This window comes from Rhodococcus sp. O3, assembly GCF_048897285.1.
Taxonomy (GTDB): Bacteria; Actinomycetota; Actinomycetes; order Mycobacteriales; family Mycobacteriaceae; genus Rhodococcus.
On sequence record NZ_JBMBTE010000014.1, the window covers coordinates 20,885 to 39,585 of the forward strand.

Genomic DNA, 18,701 nt, shown 5'->3' on the forward strand with positions numbered 1-18,701 from the left:
CACCGCTCTTCGTCCCCGGTTCAGCGTCCCTGCCAGACCGGCGAGCGCTTCTCGACGAACGCCGACATACCCTCCTGCGCATCGCAGATCACCGCATTCGCCGCCATCGTCTCGGCCATCGCCTCATACGCCTCGTCCTGCGGCAGATCGATCTGCCGGTAGAAGGCTTCCTTGCCGATCCGCACCGTCGCCGACGACGCCGAGACGATCTTCACCGCCAGTTCCGTCGTCCGGATCTCCAGCTCCTCGGGCGGCACCACGAAGTTCACCAGCCCCCAGTCGGCGGCCGTCTCGGCGTCGATCGTGTCGCCGGTCAGCAGCATCTGCAGCGCACGCTTGCGGCCGACGGCGCGGCTGACCGCGACCATCGGCGTCGAACAGAACAGGCCGATCCGCACCCCCGGAGTCCCGAACACGGCATCGGTGGCCGCGACCGCGAGATCGCACGACGCGACGAGCTGGCATCCCGCCGCGACGGCCGGGCCCTGCACCGATGCGATGACCGGCTGCGGGATCGACTGCACGGTGCGCATCATCTCGTTGCACACGTCGAAGATCGCGCGTTCCTCCTCGAGCGTGCGCCCGATCATCTCCCGCAGGTCGTGCCCGGCCGAGAACACCGGACCGTCCGCCCGGATCACGATCACCCGACTGTCCGCGGCCAGCGCACGCAGACCCCTGATCACCTCGCGCATCGTGTCCACCGACAGCGGGTTGCGCTGCTGCGGGCGGTTGAGGGTGAGGACGCCGATTCCGCTGGCGTCGTCGACGGCGATGAGTACGGGAGCAACACTGGTCTCGGTCATGGCCCCAGACTGCCGCACGAATACGTCCGGCACCACCGCAACGGCCGGCCTGTCAGCGCGGTTGCAGGACCCGGATGTCCCCCGCTGCATGACGTACGTCGAACAGCAACTCCGTGACCCGCCAGCCGTCCGCGGTTCGGTGCAGCGTGTGCCGGTAGACGCCGAAGCATTCGTACGGCTGGAGCGAGGCTCGCTCGCCGGCACCGAAGTGGCAGACGCGGGCCTTGCACGACGACCTGGCGACGTCCCCGTCGATCTCGACGACGAGATTGCCGAACAGGTGCTGTGACGGGCCGCAACCGTCGAGATTCGACCGGATCATCCGGACGATCTCGGCCCGCCCCGTCACCGGTGTGCTGCCCTCGCTGCCGTAGCGGGCCACCGCGTCCTCGGTGAAGAAGTCGTCCAGGCTCGCCCAGTCGCGGTCGTCGAGGGCATCCGAGTAGCGGTTGATCACCGCAGTGACATCCGCGCGGTCGGTAGGGAGACTGCGTGTGGTGCCGCGCAGATGTTCACCCGTGTTCCCCGGCAGGTCGAACAACGAGTAGTCACGGAACGCGAAGCGCCACTGCCCGTCCACTCGTTCGAACTCGTCGAGGTAGCGGCCGGCTGCGACGACCTGCAAGGGGAGATCCTCCGTGGCCTGCAACACGGTGTAGTACGACCGGCACGTTGCGCGGCCGGCCGCGGCATCGATGTCGAGCAGCGGATTCGCGACGACATGCTTCGTTCGCGGCGTCCCGCACCGATGGATCTTCACCGTCGAGCGCCACATGTCGGCCAGACCCGCTCCCCCGGCGATCTCGTGCTCGCCACCGAACCGCACCCGTGCGTGCGAGAACAACGACGCCGCCTCCTCGAACCTGCCCGCATCCATGTGCTCGGCGTAGCGGTAGAGCAGATTGGTGATCGCTGTGGCTTCGGCGCTCGACTCGGGAGTCATCGCACGAGGCTCGCACCGCACCGGCAGCCGGACAATCGCTCGTACCGCTGAGCGGACAAAGCGTGATTGAACGGCCCGGGCACCGGGCATCCTGCTTGCCGAAGGAGGTCGCCTTCCCGAAGGAGGTCGTCCCGTGAGCATCGATTCCAGCACCGACACCCATGCCAAGGAGTCCGATCTTCCTACGATCACAACGATCCAGGAGCTCACCGACCTCGTGACGTCGACTCCGCACATCATGCTGCGCTACTCCCGTGGCCCCTCCCACGATGCCGACGGCGGCGGCAGCCGCGACTACGAATCCGGGGTGGACATGCCCGGGGTTTCGGTGACGACGCTGGCACCGGAATCGTGGTGGCCGCGTCCGGCGGTGGACTGGGTGGCACGCCGGGTCTGCAAGTATCTGGAGTTGGAGGATTCGGACCGGTACCCGTGGGTTCTCACCGGCAACGTCGTCGGGCACGGTCCCGACCACGAACCGTTGGTCGCGGACTTCCGTCCGATCGCCCGGCTGGCGCCGTCGGTACTGGAGGACGCGAAAGCGCTGTATCGGTCACGATTCGACATGGGCAACGATTCGAGCAGCGAGGACTGATCAGACCGCGCTGCGCTGCAGCGGTCCGCCGACCGGGCGGAGAGTACCGAGCAACCGCCCCAGCGCAGACGCCACCTGATCAGGGCATTCGGCGAGGATCCGATGCCCGGCCCCCACGATCCGCACGAACTCGGCATGCGGCAGAAGATCGACGATCGCCTCCGAATGTGCGATGGGGACGTACCGATCCGCGGTTCCGGCGGCGACGACGACCGGCACGCTCGCAAGAGCGGCCAGCGCCGCGGATTCGTCGAGCACCGCGAACGCCGCGAGCAGGCGCGACCACGCCACCACCGACGTGGTGCTCGACAACACCAGTCCGGCGGTCCGCAGCCACGAGTCGCCGTCGCGGCCGCGCGACAGCAGTGAGCACAACCGGCCACCGGCCCGTTTCGACACCTCCATCGCCCGAGGTGCGCGCGCTACCGCCCCGTGCAGCATCGACGCCGCCGGGTGCCGCAGATAGCGACCCACCCCCTGTTCCGCGAGCCCCGACGCAGCGGTCGCGATGAGCGCCATCCCCACGATGCGGGCGCCGATCGCGGCGGGATACAGCCGCGCGTACGCCATCGCCACCATGCCGCCCATCGAGTACCCGGCGAGCACGACCGGGCCCGTCGGTACCAGCGTCCGCAATACGGCGTCGAGGTCGTGGGCGAGGCCGTCGAGCGTCAACGAGGAAACCTCACCGGATCCCGAACGTCCGTGTCCCCGTTGGTCGTAACGCACGAGTCGCACTTCGGACGCCATATGGATGCAGACGTCGTCCCAGCTGTCGGCGTCCTGACAGTGGCCGTGCACGAGGACGACGGTCAGCGCGGCGTCCCGCGGTCCCTCGATCGTCGCGGCCAGCGGCACCCCGTCGTCGGCCACTACTGTGACACGCGAGAGCCCGCTACGGGCGGGCCTCCTCGTTGGCTCGGACATGGGCACTCCTGCGATGAGGTCTGCCCGAATATTCGCCCGAGCGCCGAATGCCGTTAGCCGCTTTCACCGAATCGTGATCACTGCTCGACGATCAGCCCGAGCGCGGAGGCCATCGCGACCGCCTGCGTGAGGTCGATCTTCGCGCCCTCGAGCTTCGCCGTCGTCCACAGCGCCGGCCCGGCCTGTGCGCCGCGCAGGTCCGCGCCGTCGAGCCGAACCCCGCTCGTGCGAGCACCCGTGAGGTCGACGCCCCGCAACGTGGCGGTGCGCAGGTCCGCTTCGACGAGATTGGTCTCCCGCAGCCGGCAGCCGGTGAAGTCGACGCCGCGCAGATCGGCTCGCCCGAGCGAGGCCAGGGTCAGATCCACCTCGTCGAGCACCATCGGCCGCATCCGGCACTGCTCGAAGGTCGAACCCAGCAGGCTGGAGTATCGGAATTCACTGTGCCACAGAGTTGTTCGATCAAAGGTGCACGACCGGAAGGCGGTGGCCGTGTGCCGGGACCGGGACAGGTCCGCACCGGTGAAGTCGCAGTCGGTGAACACCACGTGATCAGTGACCAATCCACTGAGATCGGCATCGCGGAACGTGCAACCGGTGTAGGTGTGGTTCGTCCATTCCCGGCCGTCCAGCCGCGCATCCGAGAAATCCTCGCCGACGATCTCCACCGTGTCTTCCGTGCCCATGCACCCGATCCTGCCCGACGGCCGGGGCGGCACGGGCCCCGGCTCGCCGCGCAGTCGATCCCGTCAGTTGGCGGGCGTGTGGTGCTCGTGGGTGAACGGTTTCGTTCCGTGCACCTCGGGCCCGCCCTGCGGGTTGTTGTCCACGCCGTGGTTCTCCCGGATGTCGGTGCCGAGCCACTCCTCCGTCGGCGCTTCGACGTACTTCCACTCCATTCCCTGCGGCCACGGTCCCTGGCCTTCGTTCCAGGGTCCTCGCACCGAGTCCGCACCGTTGGACATGTTGAACGCAAGGTTCTGGAATCGGTCGTCACCGGCGAGAGCACCGGGCGGGAAGTTCACCGGCAGTTCGTTCAGGGCCGCGGTGAACTGCTGGTAGTGCGCAACCTCGCGCGTCATCAGGAAGGTGAGGGTCTCCTGCACGCCGGGGTCGTCGGTGAACTGCTTGAGGTACTCGTAGACGATCTTCGCCCGGGTTTCCGCGCCGAGATTGCTGCGCAGATCGACGGTCGGATCGCCGTTGGCGTTGACGTACGCACCCGTCCACGGGGTCCCGGCCGAGTTGCTCACGTCGGGACCGCCGCCGGTCAGCGCCAGGTACAGCGGATTGACGGCGACCTGATGGATCGCCTGTTCCTTACCGTCTGCGGTGGACACCAGGGGCATCCAGTCGCACCGCTCGTTCGCCATCTTCAGGTCGTCGTTGAGACCGTCCAGCAGCATCGTGATCATCGATCCCACCATCTCGAGGTGACTCAACTCCTCGGTGGCGATGTCCATGAACAAGTCGTACATCTTCGGGTTCTTGCGGCGCAGAATGAATGCCTGCGTGAAGTACTGCATCGCGGCTTTCAACTCGCCGTTGGCGCCACCGAACTGCTCCTGGAGCAACGTGGCGAATCGCGGATCGGGTCGGTCGACCCGCACCTCGAACTGCAGGTCCTTGTTGTGGATGAACATGTCACTCCCTCGTCTGTGTGTGGCACAGGGTCTGGAGGCGGGTACCCGGGACGCACGGAGGGAAACTGCCTCCGCCCGGACCCCGTGCGTCGTTTACCGCCGGACCGCGCCGGGTATCACGTCGCGACCACCACCGAACCGGAGGCGATGACAATGGTGGATGCGTTCACAGTCCTGAGAAACGACCACGAGAGCGTGCTGGGCATGTTCGAGGTTCTCGACGGCGCCCCGCAGGGCAGCGGTGCTCAGCTCAGCGGATTGGGCACCATGGTGACCGATCTGGTCGTCGCGGAGTCGAGACACGAAGCGATCGAACAACAATACTTCTGGCCCCTGGTACGGGAACGGCTCGAGGACGGCGACAAACTCGCCGACGACGCGATGTCACAGGAGAACTCGGGTAAGCATCTGCTTCAGAAGCTCGAGAACGGCAAGCCCGGCGAAGACGAATACCACGGTGCACTGGCCGCTTTCATCACAGCGGGCCGCAAACACATCGCGTACGAGCAGAACGTGGTCTGGCCTCGTCTGGCAGCCGAACTGAGCGAGAGCGAACTTCAGGAACTGGGGGCAACTCTCCTCAACGCCAAGAAGAAGGCGCCCACGCGCCCGCATCCGGACACACCGTCCGGACCGGGCGTACAGAAGACGATGGGCACGGCCGCCGCGACGCTCGACAAGATGCGCGATGCGGTCACCGGGCGCAGCCACCCACCGGATCCACCGACTCCGTGAGCGATCCGAGCGAGGCGATCAGCGCGGAGCCAGCGCGCGGATAGCCTCCGCGGGATCACCCGGGGTCGCCAGCGCGATCGCCGGCGTCGTCACGCCGGCCTCCGCGTAGCGCTCGATGTGCTCTCTGCAGGCGTCCGGGTGGCCGTGGATCACGAGGTCGTCGACGACGCTGTCCGGGATCGCGTCGAGCGCGCCATTGCGGTCGCCTTCCTCCCACAGCCGCCACATGGCCGCGAACTCGTCCGATCGTCCGAGGAACTCGTGGAACGCGCGGTAGACGGGGACGTTCATGTAGGCGGCGATCATGCGCCGGCCGAGCGCGCGGGCGGTGTCGGTGTCGAATCCCTGGAGCACGAAGATCCGCGCGACGATCTCCTTGTCGTCGCCGCCCTCGTGCACATAGGGCGCGACGGTGCGCACGTCGTCCGCGGACAGCCAGTTGACGATCGCCCCGTCCGCTTCCCGGCCGGCGAGCCGCAGCATGCCCGGGCGCAGCGCCGCGAGCAGCACCGGCGGCGCGGGATCGGCGACCAGTCCCGGACGGAACCCGTCGACCGTGAACGTGTCGTACTCCTGGCTCACCTTCTCCCCGGCGAGCGCGGACTTCAGGAATCGCAGGGTGTCACGGGCGCGCTTGAACGGCTCCTCGAACGGGATGCTGTTCCACTTCTCGACGATCACATTGGACGAGGTGCCCACACCGAGCACGAACCGTCCCGGCGCCGCGCTCGCGAGGGTCGCCGCGGACATCGCTAGGGTCGCGGGGCCGCGCGTGTAGACGGGGACGATCGCGGTACCCAGTCGCAGGGTCGGCGCCCACACGCTCGCGAGTGCGAGCGGGGTGAACGCATCGGCGACGTTCGCCTCCGAGGACCACACGTCCGTATAGCCGAGATCCGGGAGCTCCTCGATCAGTTTTCGCTGGTCCGCGAGCGGAATCCCGTCGAGGGGAATCGTCAGGCCCCATCGTCGTGTGGTGTGCGTCATGTTCGCCACCCTAACTGCACGGCGTCACCGACAACATCGCCGGCAGCACAGCGTCCGGCATGCTCGACGCGCGCGACCCGTGACCAAACCGTTATAGTCGGCGTCATGACGTCAGTTCTCGGTATGTCGGTCGGTGCCAGCGCTGTGCGGTTCGCGCGCCGCGACACCGAGCGCCTCGACGGCCCCATCTTCCGATCGCACTCGGTGACCGCACTGCTCGAACGGCCCGAAGAACCGGCCACAGGATCCATCGAAACGGTCCTCACCCAGACCGGCGAGATCGACGAGATTCAGGCCATCGGTGTCGCGTACCGGAACGAGGCGCAGGCCGATGCCGTCCAAACCGCGATGGCCCGACTGGACATCGACAACTTCCAACTGGTCCCCGAAGTGACCGCAGCGCTCGAAATGCTGGAAGCGTCAGGCAATCTCGGCGAACACGAGACGCTCGTGCTCTACGACCTCGGCAGCTCCGGCCTCACCATCACCGTCGTCGACCGCGCCACGAGATTCGTGCTGAGCACCGCACGCTCGAACGAGATCAGCGGCGACCTCGTCGACCGGCTGATCTACGACCACCACCTCGAACAGCACCGCCTCACCCGCCCCCTCGACACTGCAGCACACCTCGCCCTCGCCGCCAGATGCCGCGATGCGAAGGAACAGCTGTCCACCAGCGACGCGGTGTGCATGCCGGGCGAAGGCGGTCTGCTGCTGCTCTCACAGGACAGCTTCGGCTCGCTCATCGACGACCCCGTCAAGACGTCGGCCCGTCTCACCCGCGAAGTCATCCGCCGCTCGGGGCGCACCCCCGACGCCGCGGTACTCATCGGCGGCGGTGCCAACATCCCGCTGGTCACCTCCGTGATGGAGTCGTGGCTCAACATTCCGGTGATCGTGCCCGCACAACCCGAACTCGTCGCGGCGGACGGTGCGGCCCTGCTCGCGCAGCCGGCAACCGACACTCTCACCAGCGCGGTGGCGTCCCCGACGGAAACACCCGCACCCGGCCAGTCGAGCCACGACCTCGAGACCGTGGAATTCCGGACCGTCGAAATCCGGCCCACCACCGACGCGGCCGACACATCCGACACGACCGCACCGCCGTCGAAACGTCTGGGCTTCCTCTTCGCCGGCGGTATCGTCGCCACCGTCGCTGTCGTCGGCCTCGCCATCGGCCTGCTTCAGGGTTCCGACGACGACGCACAACCGGCCGTCACGCCGCAGAACACCCAGGCACCCTTGGCTACGCAGACAGTGGCGCCACAGCCCACCACGATCGCGGATGCGACGACGTCTCCGGAAGACGCTCCGCCGGTGATCGACAACCAGTCGGTGATCGAAGACCAGCCGAGGATCCCCGCACAGACCCGGGCGCCGGCCACCTATCAGTCTCCGACGCAGACGTACACCACCCCGCAAACGCAGGAAAGTGCGTCGGACGACGCGTCTGATCCGGAGGCCCCACCGCAACCAGGGGGGCTCCTTCCCAGCCTGCCGCAGTTCCAGCTGCCCGCACTTCCCCCGGCTCCGCAACTCCCGCTTCCCGAACTGCCCCGCAGACCCGGCTTCTGAATCCGGGTTCGATGCCGAGATCGATGTTGTTCGCGGAATCTGCGGGGAAGTCGCGAACAACACCGGTCTCGACCGACAAGTAATGCCCGGGACCTCGTGGGTCCCGGGCATCACTCTTGTGGTCCGACATTCGTTCCAGAGGCGCTCCGGTTACTGCGCGGACCTGGTCTCGATGAAGACCGGGTTCAGTTGCCGGCGCCGGTGGCGGGCAGGATCCGGGTGCGGACCTCGCCGAAGCCGATCCGGGTGCCGTTCGGGCCGGGCGCGGTCGCCGAGATCGAGATCTCGTCGCCGTCCTCGATGAACGTGCGGGTCTCGTCGCCGACCTGGACGGGTTCGGCTCCACCCCACGTGAGTTCGATGAACGCGCCGCGCTGATTCTTCTCCGGCCCGGAAATGGTGCCGGAGCCGAACAGATCACCGGTGCGGGTGGCGGCCCCGTTGACGGACGTATGCGCGAGCATCTGCGCCGGCGACCAGTACATCTGCGCGTACGGCGGACGGCTGACGACGTGACCGTTCCATTCGACCTCGAGGTCGATGTCCAGGCCCCATTTCTCGTTGCCCTGCAGGTACGGCAGCGGTTCCGGATCCTGCACCGGGGTGTCGATGCGGGCGGCTTCGAGCGCGGCGAGCGGCACGACCCACGGGGAGATCGACGTCGCGAACGACTTGCCGAGGTTCGGGCCGAGCGGCACGTACTCCCAGGCCTGGATGTCGCGGGCGGACCAGTCGTTGAGGATGACCGCGCCGAAGCAATGGTCGGCGAACTCGTCCGGGGCGATCTGCGAGCCCATCGGCGAGCCGACGCCGACGATGAAGCCCATCTCGGCTTCGATGTCGAGACGGACGGACGGCCCGAAGACCGGCGCCGGATCGTTCGGGCCCTTGCGCTGACCGCACGGGCGCACGATGTCGACACCCGACGTGACCACCGTCGACGACCGGCCGTGGTAGCCGACGGGAAGGTGCTTCCAGTTCGGCATCAGCGGATCGGGGTTCTGTGGGCGGAACAACCGTCCGAGGTTCGACGCGTGGTTCTCCGACGCGTAGAAGTCGACGTAGTCCGCGACCTCGACCGGAAGGTGCAGCGTCACGTCCGCGATCGGGAACACCGCGTCGTCGGCGACCTCCCCGGACACGAGTTCCTTGATGGCGGAACGCACTTCGTCCCAGCGACGGCGGCCCTGTGCCATGAAGGCATTGAGCGACGGCTCGGCGAAGACCACGTCGTCCTCGAAGACCCGGCTCAGGTCGAGCACCGTGTCGCCGACGCGGACGCCGACGCGCGGCTCGGAGTCCGCGGTGGAGAAGATGCCGTAGGGAAGATTGTCGATGCCGAAGAGCGAACCCTCGGGAATGTCGATGACGGTCATGCGGGTGATCCTTCGGTAATCGGGAGAACGGTTGCGGGCACCAGGCCGAGGTCGATCAGATCGACGAGCGGTTCGACGATGCTGCAGGTACCGAACGACCGGAACCGGTTGCGCACCTCGGCGATACGTGCCGACGACAGCGCGGAGAGCCGGGCGGCGACGGCAGCACCGTCGCGGTCGGCGAGCACCGTCGCGAGAGTCGCCACGTCCGCGCCATCCAATGCGGCATCGACCGCGGCGAGCACGTTGAGGAAGCCGTGCTGCTCGAAACCGGTGTGCGGGTCCGTGTTCCGGATCGCATGGTGCAGGCCCGCGGTCGCCTTGAACGGCACTTCGGCGGTGACCGCGGATCGGATGGCTTCGGCCAGTTCGGTCTCGTCCGGGTAGGCCTCGGCGACGATTCCACCGGTGCGGAACTTGGCCGCGTGCGGCGTCCCGGCGAGCCCGGCCAGGAGAGCGGGTCGGCGGTCGTCGCGGGGGACCTCGACGAACAGTGCGACGCCGGGGAGTTCGGCGGCGACAACGTCGAGCGCAGCGAGGAATTCGTCGGCGCTGTTGTCGGCGGGAACCGCGATCTCCGCCGCTTCGACGGTGACGCCGTCGAGTTCACGCAGCCGAGCCACCGCGGCGGTCACGGTCTCGGGCCCACCCGGAGCCGTGATGATCAGGGCGAGTTCGCCGCCGAGCGGACGGGATTCGAGCGTCTCGGCCAGTTCCTCGATGCGAGGAACGGGAAAGACGAACAGCCCCACCAGATCCGAGTAGTCGGAGATGCGGTGTCCGGCGTGCGCGGGCAGCGCCTGCTCCAGCGGGGCATTTCCCGGCGGGAACAGAGCGGCGTCGTCGCACAGTCCGGTGAACAGGGGTCCGAGAGTGGTCACTTGCCTGCACCTCGATTGCGATTCCAGCTTCCGGCGTAAGTGGTGTCCTCGCATGCGAACGCACCTTCGCCGAGTTCGAGCGGGCGGAACGTATCGACCATGACGGCGAGTTCGTCGAAGAACTCCACGCCGATGCTGCGCTCGTATGCGCCGGGCTGGGGGCCGTGCGCGTGCCCACCCGGGTGGACCGAGATGGAGCCCTGCCCGATGCCGGATCCCTTGCGGGCCTCGTAGTCTCCGCCGCAGTAGAACATGATCTCGTCGGAGTCGACGTTGGAGTGGTAGTACGGCACCGGGACGGCGAGCGGGTGGTAGTCCACCTTGCGCGGCACGAAGTTGCAGATGACGAAGTTGTTGCCCTCGAACGCCTGGTGCGCCGGCGGCGGCTGGTGCACACGGCCGGTGATGGGCTCGTAGTCGTGGATGGAGAACGTGTACGGGTAGAGGCAGCCGTCCCAGCCGACCACGTCGAACGGGTGCGTGGGCACGACGTAGCGGGTACCGACGATGCCGTGCGACGTGCGGTGCTTGACGAGCACCTCGACCTCACCCTCGAGGTTCTCGACCTCGACGAGTGCGGTCGGGCCGTGCAGGTCGCGCTCGCAGAACGGGGCGTTCTCGAGGAACTGGCCGAACCGCGACAGGTAACGCTTCGGCGGCACGATGTGGCTGTTGGCCTCGATGACGTAGGCGCGCAGCGGCTCGTCGCCGGTGGGGATCCAGCGGTGCGTCGTCGCCATCGGCAGCAGCACGTAGTCGCCGGACTTCGCCTCGAGCGTGCCGAAGACGGTTTCGACTGTGGCCGTGCCGGATTCGACGTAGACCATCTCGTCGCCGACGACGTTGCGGTACAGCGGCGATTCCTTCTTCGACACCACGTACGAGATGCGCACGTCGGCGTTGCCGAGGATCAGACGGCGGCCGGTGACGACGTCGGTGTCCGCCCACACGTTCTCGGGGAACAGGGCGTGGAGCTCGAGGTGCCGCGGCTTGAGCGGATGGTTCGGCGTGGTCGTCTGGTCCGGCAGCTCCCACACGGTCGCGTCGACGATCGCCGACGGGATGTGCCGGTGGTACAGCAGCGACGAGTCGGACGAGAAGCCCTCCTCGCCCATCAGCTCCTCGTAGTAGAGGTTGCCGTTCTCGTCGCGGTGCTGGGTATGACGCTTCGGCGGGATGACGCCGAGCTGTCGGTAGAACGCCATGGGGGTTCAGCTCCTCGCAGGTTCCTCAGGCCGATTCGGGGCACCGAAGCCCCGGCATTAATAAACACATTAACTAGTTTTGTCGGACGAAAGCAACCACGGAACGGTCACGAGGTCGTGACGATCGGAGCATCCACCCCTCGCCCGGGCACGGAGCTGCGGCGATCAGTTGCGTCCGCGCACGTCGAACTGGCTGCGGTTCGTGATCAGCTTGTTCAGGAGCATCACGAGGATCTGCTGTTCTGCCTCCGTGAGCACCTCGACCCACGCCGCTTCGCGCTCGTTCTGCGCGCGGAACGCCTCGGCGATCTCACGCTCCCCCGCCTCGGTGAGTGACAGCTGCACCGAACGGCCGTCGTGACTCGCCGGGGTCCGTTCCAGCAAACCCGCCTCGACCAGTGGTTTTGCCAGGTTCGACACGGCCGCACGGCTCATGCCGGTCAGCCTCGCGGCGCCCTTCGGCTCGATCGGTCCGGCCAGCCATACGACGAACAGCAGGCGGTACGCGGACCACGACCGGCCGTTGGGCCGGTGCACAGTGGATTCGAGGTCGTAGGTGACGACGTCCGACGCCCGGTTCAGGGTGAGCAGCACCTCGGTGGCGTTGCGGTGGTAGTCGCCGTATCTGCTGCCCAGCCGGCTTTTCGCGAGTTCGACGAACGACCAGTAGTCGAGCGAGTCCGGCGATGCCGGTCCCTCACTCCTCCCCCCGTCCATGGGCCCCACACTATCGCGGCCACTGGCGGAGGTATGCGACGCCGACGGTTCCTGGGAGTTCACCAAGAAAGTATATCCATTAATTACTTTGTCGATCGACATTCCGGCCGGGCGACCGCACCCGCGCGCCGCGATGACCACCGCACTACAACAGTTACCGCTCCACTCGGAAAATTCTGTAGAAAGGACTCGGACAGACAGCCCCGGACGGCCCGAGAAGGACCCACATGAGCACCCTGCAGACGCTCGATCGTGGGCTGCGCGCACTCGACATCGTGTCCCAGTCGCCGTTCGGGATCTCGGTAGCGGACCTATCCCGCGAACTCGAGGTACACCGTGCCATCTGCTATCGAATCGTCGCCACCCTCGAGGAGCATTCGCTGGTCGCCCGCACCGGGGACGGCCGGATCCGCCTGGGCGCCGCTGTGGCAGTACTCTCGTCGAGATTCGAACCGCAGTTTGCGGTCGAGGTCCTTCCGGTACTGCACGCACTCGCCGATGAGACTCGCGCGACGGCATTCGTGTCCGTCGCTCAGGGACAGAACTGTGTCGTGGTCCTGGTTGCAGAGCCGGAAGGCACGCTGCTGCGAGTGGGCTATCGCGTCGGCAGCAGCCACCCGATCGACCGCGGCGCCGCCGGCATCGCAATCCTTGCCCTGCGACCCGAATCGCCGGGTGACTCCGAGGCGGTGCGCCGAGCTCGGGCCGACGGCTACAGCCTCACCCGCGGCCAGCTCGAGCACGGCGCAGTCGGTATCGCGTCCGGCATCGCATTGCCGCAGGGAGTCGGGCCGGGCGCCGGCCTCGAACGGAGCGTCGGCGTCGTTGCAATAGACGGCCTCGACACCGATCGCGCGGCGCAGGCGGTCATGCGCACCGCCCGCGAAGTCGAGCGCCTCGTCAACGTCTGACGCTCCCCACAACCGCTTCCTTTCGCGCAGCTGCGCACTCACACCGCAGCAACGTCCGCATCGTGGCACCCGCCTCCCCGCGGCAGCCCCGTCCATCGTTCCCTGGGCCGCACTTGACCGCGAATGTGACCGCGCTTACCCTGATCCAAGTTCGCTCACAGTTACATGTTGTGCGTTATTAGTAACTTCGCAGCTCAGTGCGAGTTCAACACAGACGGAGATGCAAGCCATGAGCGCATGCCCGATCGATCACACGGCCCTTCAGACCGCGGGCTGTCCGGTTTCGGCGAATGCCGCCGCCTTCGATCCCTTCACCGGTCCGTACCAGGTGGACCCTGCGGCGTCGCTGCGCTGGTCGCGCGATGAGGAGCCGGTGTTCTACAGCCCGGAACTCGGATACTGGGTCGTGACCAGGTACGAAGACGTCAAGGCCGTCTTCCGGGACAACATCCTGTTCTCGCCGTCGATCGCACTCGAGAAGATCACTCCGGTCTCGGACGAGGCGACCGCGACACTCGCGAAATACGACTACGCGATGGCGCGCACTCTCGTGAACGAGGACGAACCCGCGCACATGCCGCGACGACGGGCGTTGATGGACCCGTTCACCCCCAAGGAACTCGTCCACCACGAGCCGATGGTTCGCCGGCTCACCCGCGAGTACGTCGATCGCTTCATCGAGTCCGGCAAGGCCGACCTCGTCGACGAAATGCTGTGGGAGGTCCCGCTCACCGTGGCGCTGCACTTCCTCGGCGTGCCGGAGGAAGACATGGATACGATGCGCAAGTACTCGATCGCGCACACCGTGAACACCTGGGGCCGGCCGGCACCCGAGCAGCAGGTTGCCGTCGCCGAGGCCGTCGGCAAATTCTGGCAGTACGCAGGCCAGGTCCTCGAGAAGATGCGCAAGGACCCGTCCGGCCACGGCTGGATGCCGTTCGGAATCCGGGTCCAGCAGGAGCAGCCCGACGTCGTCACCGACTCCTATCTGCACTCGATGATGATGGCGGGAATCGTTGCGGCACATGAGACTACAGCCAATGCATCCGCGAACGCCTTCCGCCTGCTGCTCGAGAACCGCAGCGTGTGGGAGGAGATCTGCGCCGACCCGAGCCTGATCCCCAATGCCGTCGAGGAGTGCCTGCGACACTCGGGTTCGGTCGCCGCGTGGCGCCGCTTGGTCACCGCCGACACCACGATCGGTGGCATCGCGATTCCCGAAGGCTCGAAGTTGCTGATCGTGACGTCGTCCGCGAACCACGACGAGCGCCATTTCGACAACGCCGACGACTTCGACATCCGCCGGGAGAACTCGAGCGATCACCTGACCTTCGGGTACGGCAGTCACCAGTGCATGGGTAAGAACCTGGCCCGCATGGAGATGCAGATCTTCCTCGAAGAGTTCACCAAGCGCCTCCCCCACATGGAACTGGTCCCGGATCAGGAGTTCACCTACCTGCCTAACACGTCGTTCCGCGGCCCCGATCACGTGTGGGTGCAGTGGGACCCGGAGAAGAATCCCGAACGTGCCGATCCGTCGATCCTCGACGATCGCCGTCCGGTGAAGATCGGAGAACCGTCGAAGACCGGCACTTCACGCACCGTGTCGGTCGACGCCATCACCCCCGCCGCCGACGGCGTCGTGCGCGTGCGCCTGTCCGATCCGTCGGGCAGGCCGCTGCCCAAGTGGACTCCGGGATCGCATATCGATGTCGAACTCGGCGACCTGTCCCGGCAGTACTCGCTGTGTAGCAACCCGGACGACCTGTCGCACTATGAAATCGCCGTGCTCGAGGAACCCGCAAGCCGCGGCGGCTCCCGCTACGTGCACCACACACTGCGTGCCGGCGACACCCTGAAGATGCGCGGTCCGCGCAACCACTTCAAGCTCGACCCGGATGCCCGGCGCTACATCTTCGTGGCGGGCGGAATCGGCGTCACCCCGATCATCGCGATGGCCGACCATGTCAAGGCCGCTGACAAGGACTACGAGATCCATTACTGCGGAAGAGATGTCGCAACAATGGCTCTGCTCGACCGACTCACGGCCGAGCACGGCGACAGACTCGAGGTGCACTCGAATGCGGCAGGCAACCGCCTCGACATCCGAGCCCTGCTCGCGACGCCGGTCGAGGACACCCAGATCTACTCGTGCGGCCCGGAGCGCATGCTCACCGCTCTCGAGGACGCGACGTCGCACTGGCCCGACGACTCCCTGCACGTCGAACGCTTCACATCGAACCTCGCCACGCTCGACCCGGCCGACGAGCATGCCTTCGAAGTCGAACTGCGCGACTCCGGTCTGACCATTCAGGTGGCGGCCGACCAGACGGTGCTCGACGCCTTGCGCGCGTCGAACATCGACATCCAGAGCGACTGCGAAGAGGGACTGTGTGGATCGTGCGAAGCCACCGTCCTCGACGGCGAAATCGATCATCGCGACTTGGTTCTCACCAAAACCGAACGAGCTCAGAATAAGTCGATGATGACGTGTTGCTCACGCGCGTGCGGCAAGAAGATCACCCTCGCGCTCTGACCACCCCTCCGGAATCTCCAGCCTCGAAAGGATCCGTCATGGGATCACCGACCATCACCGGGACCGACGTGCCGCCGGGCTCGACCGTCACCGACCAGCCACCCAGATCCAGCTTCAAGCGAGTCCTCACCGGCAGTATGGCCGGTGCCGTGCTCGAGTGGTACGACTTCGCGATCTACGGCATCCTCGCCGCGACCGTCCTCGGTCCACTGTTCTTCCCAGGGGACAGCGGCGTCGCCAAACTGCTGCTGGCGCTGGCCACGCAGGGTCTCGGCTTCGTCGCCCGCCCGTTGGGCGGCATCGTCTTCGGACACCTCGGTGACAGGTTCGGCCGCAAGCCGATGTTGGTTGCCACGTTCCTCATGCTGGGCACCGCGACCGCGGCGATCGGCCTGCTGCCCACCTACGACCGAATCGGCATCTGGGCAACGGTTCTGCTGGTCGTGCTGCGCATGATCCAGGGCTTCGCGCTCGGCGGCGAGTTCGGTGCCGCGGTGCTGCTGGTCAGCGAATACGGCGAACCGAGGAAACGCGGCTTCTGGGCCTCGTGGCCACAGGCAGGTGCCCCAATGGGCACCGTCCTTGCGACCGTCGTGGTGTCGACGATCGGCTTCTTCCTCTCGGACCAAGCATTCGACCAGTGGGGCTGGCGCGTCGCCTTCCTCTTCGCGATCCCGCTGTTGATCATCGGATTCTGGGTGCGCCGCGGCGTCGAAGAGTCGCCCGTATTCAAGGCCGCACAGGAACAGGCCGCGAAGGCTCCGACTGCGCAGGAGCGGTCATCGATCCTCGAGGCGTTGTCGCGTCCGCGTGCCGTCCTCACAGGTCTGGGCATGCGCCTCGGCGAGAACATCGCGTTCTACGTCTACACGGTCTTCGTCATCGCGTACGCCACCACGTACTTCGACTTCCACCGCGGCGACATCATCATGGCGGTGACGTTCGCGTCGCTGTTCCAGTTCGTCGGCATGATCGGCGGCGGTGCATGGTCCGATCGGGTGGGTCGCAAGACCGCGATGCTCGTGCCGGCGATCGTCCTCGTCGTATGGGCTCCGGTGTTCTTCTGGCTGGTCCAGCTCGAGAGTTTGCCGATGCTGTGGATCGGTGTGTGCGTGGGTGCGCTCTTCCATGGCATGCTCGCCGGCCCGGAGGCCGCGTGGATCACCGAACTGTTCCCGACGCGCTACCGCTACGCCGGATCGTCACTGGTCTTCCAGGGCTCTTCGATCATCGCCGGTGCTCCGGCACCGTTCATCGCGGTCTGGCTGATCGAGAACTTCGGTGTCGGCATGGTTGTCGGCTACCTGGTGGTCACGATGGCGATCACGGTGATTGCCCTTACCCTGAGCCGGGAGACCAAGGGCGTGGATCTCGACAAAGTCGCGTGACCTTTCGAAATTCTTCCGACGAACTGATTCCTCGAGACCGGACCGCGAAATTCGGTTCCGGCCTCGAGGAGCAGTTTCACAGACTCGGCCGTGTCCTAGCAGGATCCAGTTTCCCTGTCCCGCAGCGCCTTCACCCAACTCTCGCCGATGTCCCACACGGTGACCAGGGCGACGACCACGATCACCGCCGTCGAAGCGGCGTTTGCCGAGTCCGCCGATTCACCGAACGCGGCGACGAGATAGTCGGGATTGAACAGTTCGTCGCTGGCCGCCAGCCAGATGACCGGCAACGCGAACAGCAAGCTGAGAACCGTGTTGATCACGGCCATAGGAATCGTCCATCCCCCGATGGCGTACAGGACGACCTCGAAGATGGCGCTGAGCACCAGCAGGACGAGCAACGCCGGGATCCAGAACGACCAGAGATCGGGTTCGAGGATCGCAATCGCCGATCCGTCGTCGGACCGGAATCCGGAATAGGTCCGCTGGAGGATCAGGAACACGAACAGGAAGACGTAGATCGCAACCGTGAACACGGTGTCGGACAACGGTACTCGACGTGATTCGTCCACCTGCGGTAGCCGGTCGACAGTCCACGCGCCCGTCGGATTCGTGACGGAAGCGCCGGTGCGTTCGAGCGCGGCGAAGACGACGGTCGTCCAGAAGGCGATGTGCAGCGCGACCGTCCCCGCCGTCCAGATTCCGGACCCGAGTGCCGAGATCGCCGAGGCTCCGTCGAGGACATCGAGCACCAGTACGACGACCCCGGGGATCGGCGCGATCCACAGGAGAACCGACAGCAGCCGCCGCCAGTCCAGATACAGTTCCGGCCCGATGAGGTAGAGCGGCCGCTCCGAGTATTCGGCGGCGAGACGGGCCGGGTCACCGAGTTCGGTGAGCACCTTCTCTTCGGCTTCGGCCGGGTCGGAACCGGACTCGACCCGCGCGTCGACCGCGTCGGTTATCGACGCACGCAGTTCGCGGTCGATGTCGGCGCGCTTGTCCACCGGGATACTGCGCAAGGTCGCGGCGACATAGCGATCGGTGAGAGTCATGGTGCGCCTCCTTCGGTGGTGGGTGGGGCGGTGCCGCGATCGAGCGCGTCGAGACTGCGACCGAGTGCCGTCCATTCCCGCAGCAACGACGTCGCAAGTTCTTCGCCCGCGGCGGACGTTCGATAGAACTTGCGCGGTCGCGATTCGTCGGTGTTCCACTCGCTGACGAGCAGCCCTTGCTTCTCGAGGCGCCGGAGCAGCGGATACAGCGTGTTCGCCTCGACCGCGAAGCCCGCATCGGCCAACGCTTCGAGCAGTCCGTAGCCGTACCCGGGCGTGCGCAGCATCAACAAGCTGGCAACCACGACGGATCCGCGGCGCACTTCCTGTCCGTGTACGGCGACGACCTCGGGATCGAGCATGACCAACACGATAGTGTGTGTCACACACTATTACAACGGACACAGGTGGCTCGGGTCCT

17 protein-coding genes and 1 pseudogene are annotated in these 18,701 nt (G+C 66.5%); 6 read left to right on the forward strand and 12 right to left on the reverse strand.

The window, feature by feature from the left end:
- Positions 1-20 precede the first annotated feature (20 nt).
- On the reverse strand, positions 21-806 hold the full coding sequence (locus ACN675_RS06900; protein WP_420750150.1) for an enoyl-CoA hydratase: 786 nt from the start codon (positions 804-806) through the stop codon (positions 21-23).
- A gap of 52 nt (positions 807-858) precedes the next feature.
- Positions 859-1,749, reverse strand: a complete 891-nt coding sequence (locus ACN675_RS06905; protein ID WP_420750151.1) for a nuclear transport factor 2 family protein — start codon at positions 1,747-1,749, stop codon at positions 859-861.
- A 133-nt stretch (positions 1,750-1,882) separates the two neighbouring features.
- Here ACN675_RS06905 and ACN675_RS06910 point away from each other — a divergent pair, with 133 nt between their 5' ends.
- Positions 1,883-2,344, forward strand: coding sequence for a DUF6098 family protein (locus ACN675_RS06910; protein ID WP_420750152.1), 462 nt, complete (start codon positions 1,883-1,885; stop codon positions 2,342-2,344).
- Here the strand turns inward: ACN675_RS06910 and ACN675_RS06915 are convergent, their stop codons facing one another.
- The 3 genes from ACN675_RS06915 to ACN675_RS06925 form a co-directional block, all read right to left on the reverse strand.
- Positions 2,345-3,271 carry an alpha/beta fold hydrolase gene (locus ACN675_RS06915; RefSeq protein WP_420750153.1) on the reverse strand — a complete coding sequence of 309 codons (927 nt, stop codon included), beginning with the start codon at positions 3,269-3,271 and terminating at the stop codon, positions 2,345-2,347.
- A gap of 77 nt (positions 3,272-3,348) precedes the next feature.
- The gene (locus ACN675_RS06920; protein WP_420750154.1) at positions 3,349-3,957 is read right to left on the reverse strand and encodes a pentapeptide repeat-containing protein; all 609 of its coding nucleotides are present in this window, start codon (positions 3,955-3,957) and stop codon (positions 3,349-3,351) included.
- A gap of 63 nt (positions 3,958-4,020) precedes the next feature.
- The gene (locus ACN675_RS06925; protein ID WP_420750155.1) at positions 4,021-4,914 is read right to left on the reverse strand and encodes a manganese catalase family protein; all 894 of its coding nucleotides are present in this window, start codon (positions 4,912-4,914) and stop codon (positions 4,021-4,023) included.
- 156 nt (positions 4,915-5,070) lie between these two features.
- Between ACN675_RS06925 and ACN675_RS06930 the strand changes: the two genes are divergently transcribed.
- Positions 5,071-5,649, forward strand: a complete 579-nt coding sequence (locus ACN675_RS06930; RefSeq protein ID WP_420750196.1) for a hemerythrin domain-containing protein — start codon at positions 5,071-5,073, stop codon at positions 5,647-5,649.
- A gap of 18 nt (positions 5,650-5,667) precedes the next feature.
- Here the strand turns inward: ACN675_RS06930 and ACN675_RS06935 are convergent, their stop codons facing one another.
- Positions 5,668-6,636 (reverse strand): LLM class F420-dependent oxidoreductase, encoded by a 969-nt coding sequence (locus ACN675_RS06935; RefSeq protein ID WP_420750156.1) that lies wholly within the window; start codon positions 6,634-6,636, stop codon positions 5,668-5,670.
- 105 nt (positions 6,637-6,741) lie between these two features.
- On the opposite strand from ACN675_RS06935, the gene ACN675_RS06940 reads away from it, so the two are divergent.
- On the forward strand, positions 6,742-8,211 hold the full coding sequence (locus ACN675_RS06940) for an Hsp70 family protein (RefSeq protein ID WP_420750157.1): 1,470 nt from the start codon (positions 6,742-6,744) through the stop codon (positions 8,209-8,211).
- A 185-nt stretch (positions 8,212-8,396) separates the two neighbouring features.
- On the opposite strand, the gene fahA is transcribed toward ACN675_RS06940, so the two are convergent.
- The 4 genes from fahA to ACN675_RS06960 form a co-directional block, all read right to left on the reverse strand.
- Positions 8,397-9,587, reverse strand: a complete 1,191-nt coding sequence (fahA, locus tag ACN675_RS06945) for a fumarylacetoacetase (protein WP_420750158.1) — start codon at positions 9,585-9,587, stop codon at positions 8,397-8,399.
- On the reverse strand, positions 9,584-10,468 hold the full coding sequence (locus ACN675_RS06950) for a hypothetical protein (protein ID WP_420750159.1): 885 nt from the start codon (positions 10,466-10,468) through the stop codon (positions 9,584-9,586). Before ACN675_RS06950 ends, fahA begins: the two co-directional genes overlap by 4 nt.
- Positions 10,465-11,673 (reverse strand): homogentisate 1,2-dioxygenase, encoded by a 1,209-nt coding sequence (locus ACN675_RS06955; protein WP_420750160.1) that lies wholly within the window; start codon positions 11,671-11,673, stop codon positions 10,465-10,467. Before ACN675_RS06955 ends, ACN675_RS06950 begins: the two co-directional genes overlap by 4 nt.
- A gap of 165 nt (positions 11,674-11,838) precedes the next feature.
- A complete protein-coding gene (locus tag ACN675_RS06960; protein ID WP_420750161.1) occupies positions 11,839-12,390 on the reverse strand; it encodes a MarR family winged helix-turn-helix transcriptional regulator in 552 nt (183 codons plus the stop codon).
- Between the two features lie 227 nt (positions 12,391-12,617).
- Between ACN675_RS06960 and ACN675_RS06965 the strand changes: the two genes are divergently transcribed.
- The 3 genes from ACN675_RS06965 (at position 12,618) to ACN675_RS06975 (ending at position 17,225) form a co-directional block, all read left to right on the forward strand.
- Positions 12,618-13,301, forward strand: a complete 684-nt coding sequence (locus tag ACN675_RS06965) for an IclR family transcriptional regulator (protein WP_420750162.1) — start codon at positions 12,618-12,620, stop codon at positions 13,299-13,301.
- A 229-nt stretch (positions 13,302-13,530) separates the two neighbouring features.
- The gene (locus ACN675_RS06970) at positions 13,531-15,837 is read left to right on the forward strand and encodes a cytochrome P450/oxidoreductase (RefSeq protein WP_420750163.1); all 2,307 of its coding nucleotides are present in this window, start codon (positions 13,531-13,533) and stop codon (positions 15,835-15,837) included.
- A 38-nt stretch (positions 15,838-15,875) separates the two neighbouring features.
- Complete coding sequence (locus tag ACN675_RS06975) at positions 15,876-17,225, forward strand: MFS transporter (protein WP_420750164.1); 1,350 nt, start codon at positions 15,876-15,878, stop codon at positions 17,223-17,225.
- Positions 17,226-18,094: 869 nt separating this feature from the next.
- Here the strand turns inward: ACN675_RS06975 and ACN675_RS06980 are convergent.
- Positions 18,095-18,355: pseudogene (locus ACN675_RS06980) on the reverse strand (permease prefix domain 1-containing protein); the annotation flags it as partial.
- Entirely contained in the window at positions 18,277-18,642 is a 366-nt protein-coding gene (locus tag ACN675_RS06985) for a PadR family transcriptional regulator (RefSeq protein ID WP_420750165.1), read from the reverse strand. The pseudogene ACN675_RS06980 and the gene ACN675_RS06985, both read right to left, overlap by 79 nt.
- Between the last annotated feature and the right edge of the window lie 59 nt (positions 18,643-18,701).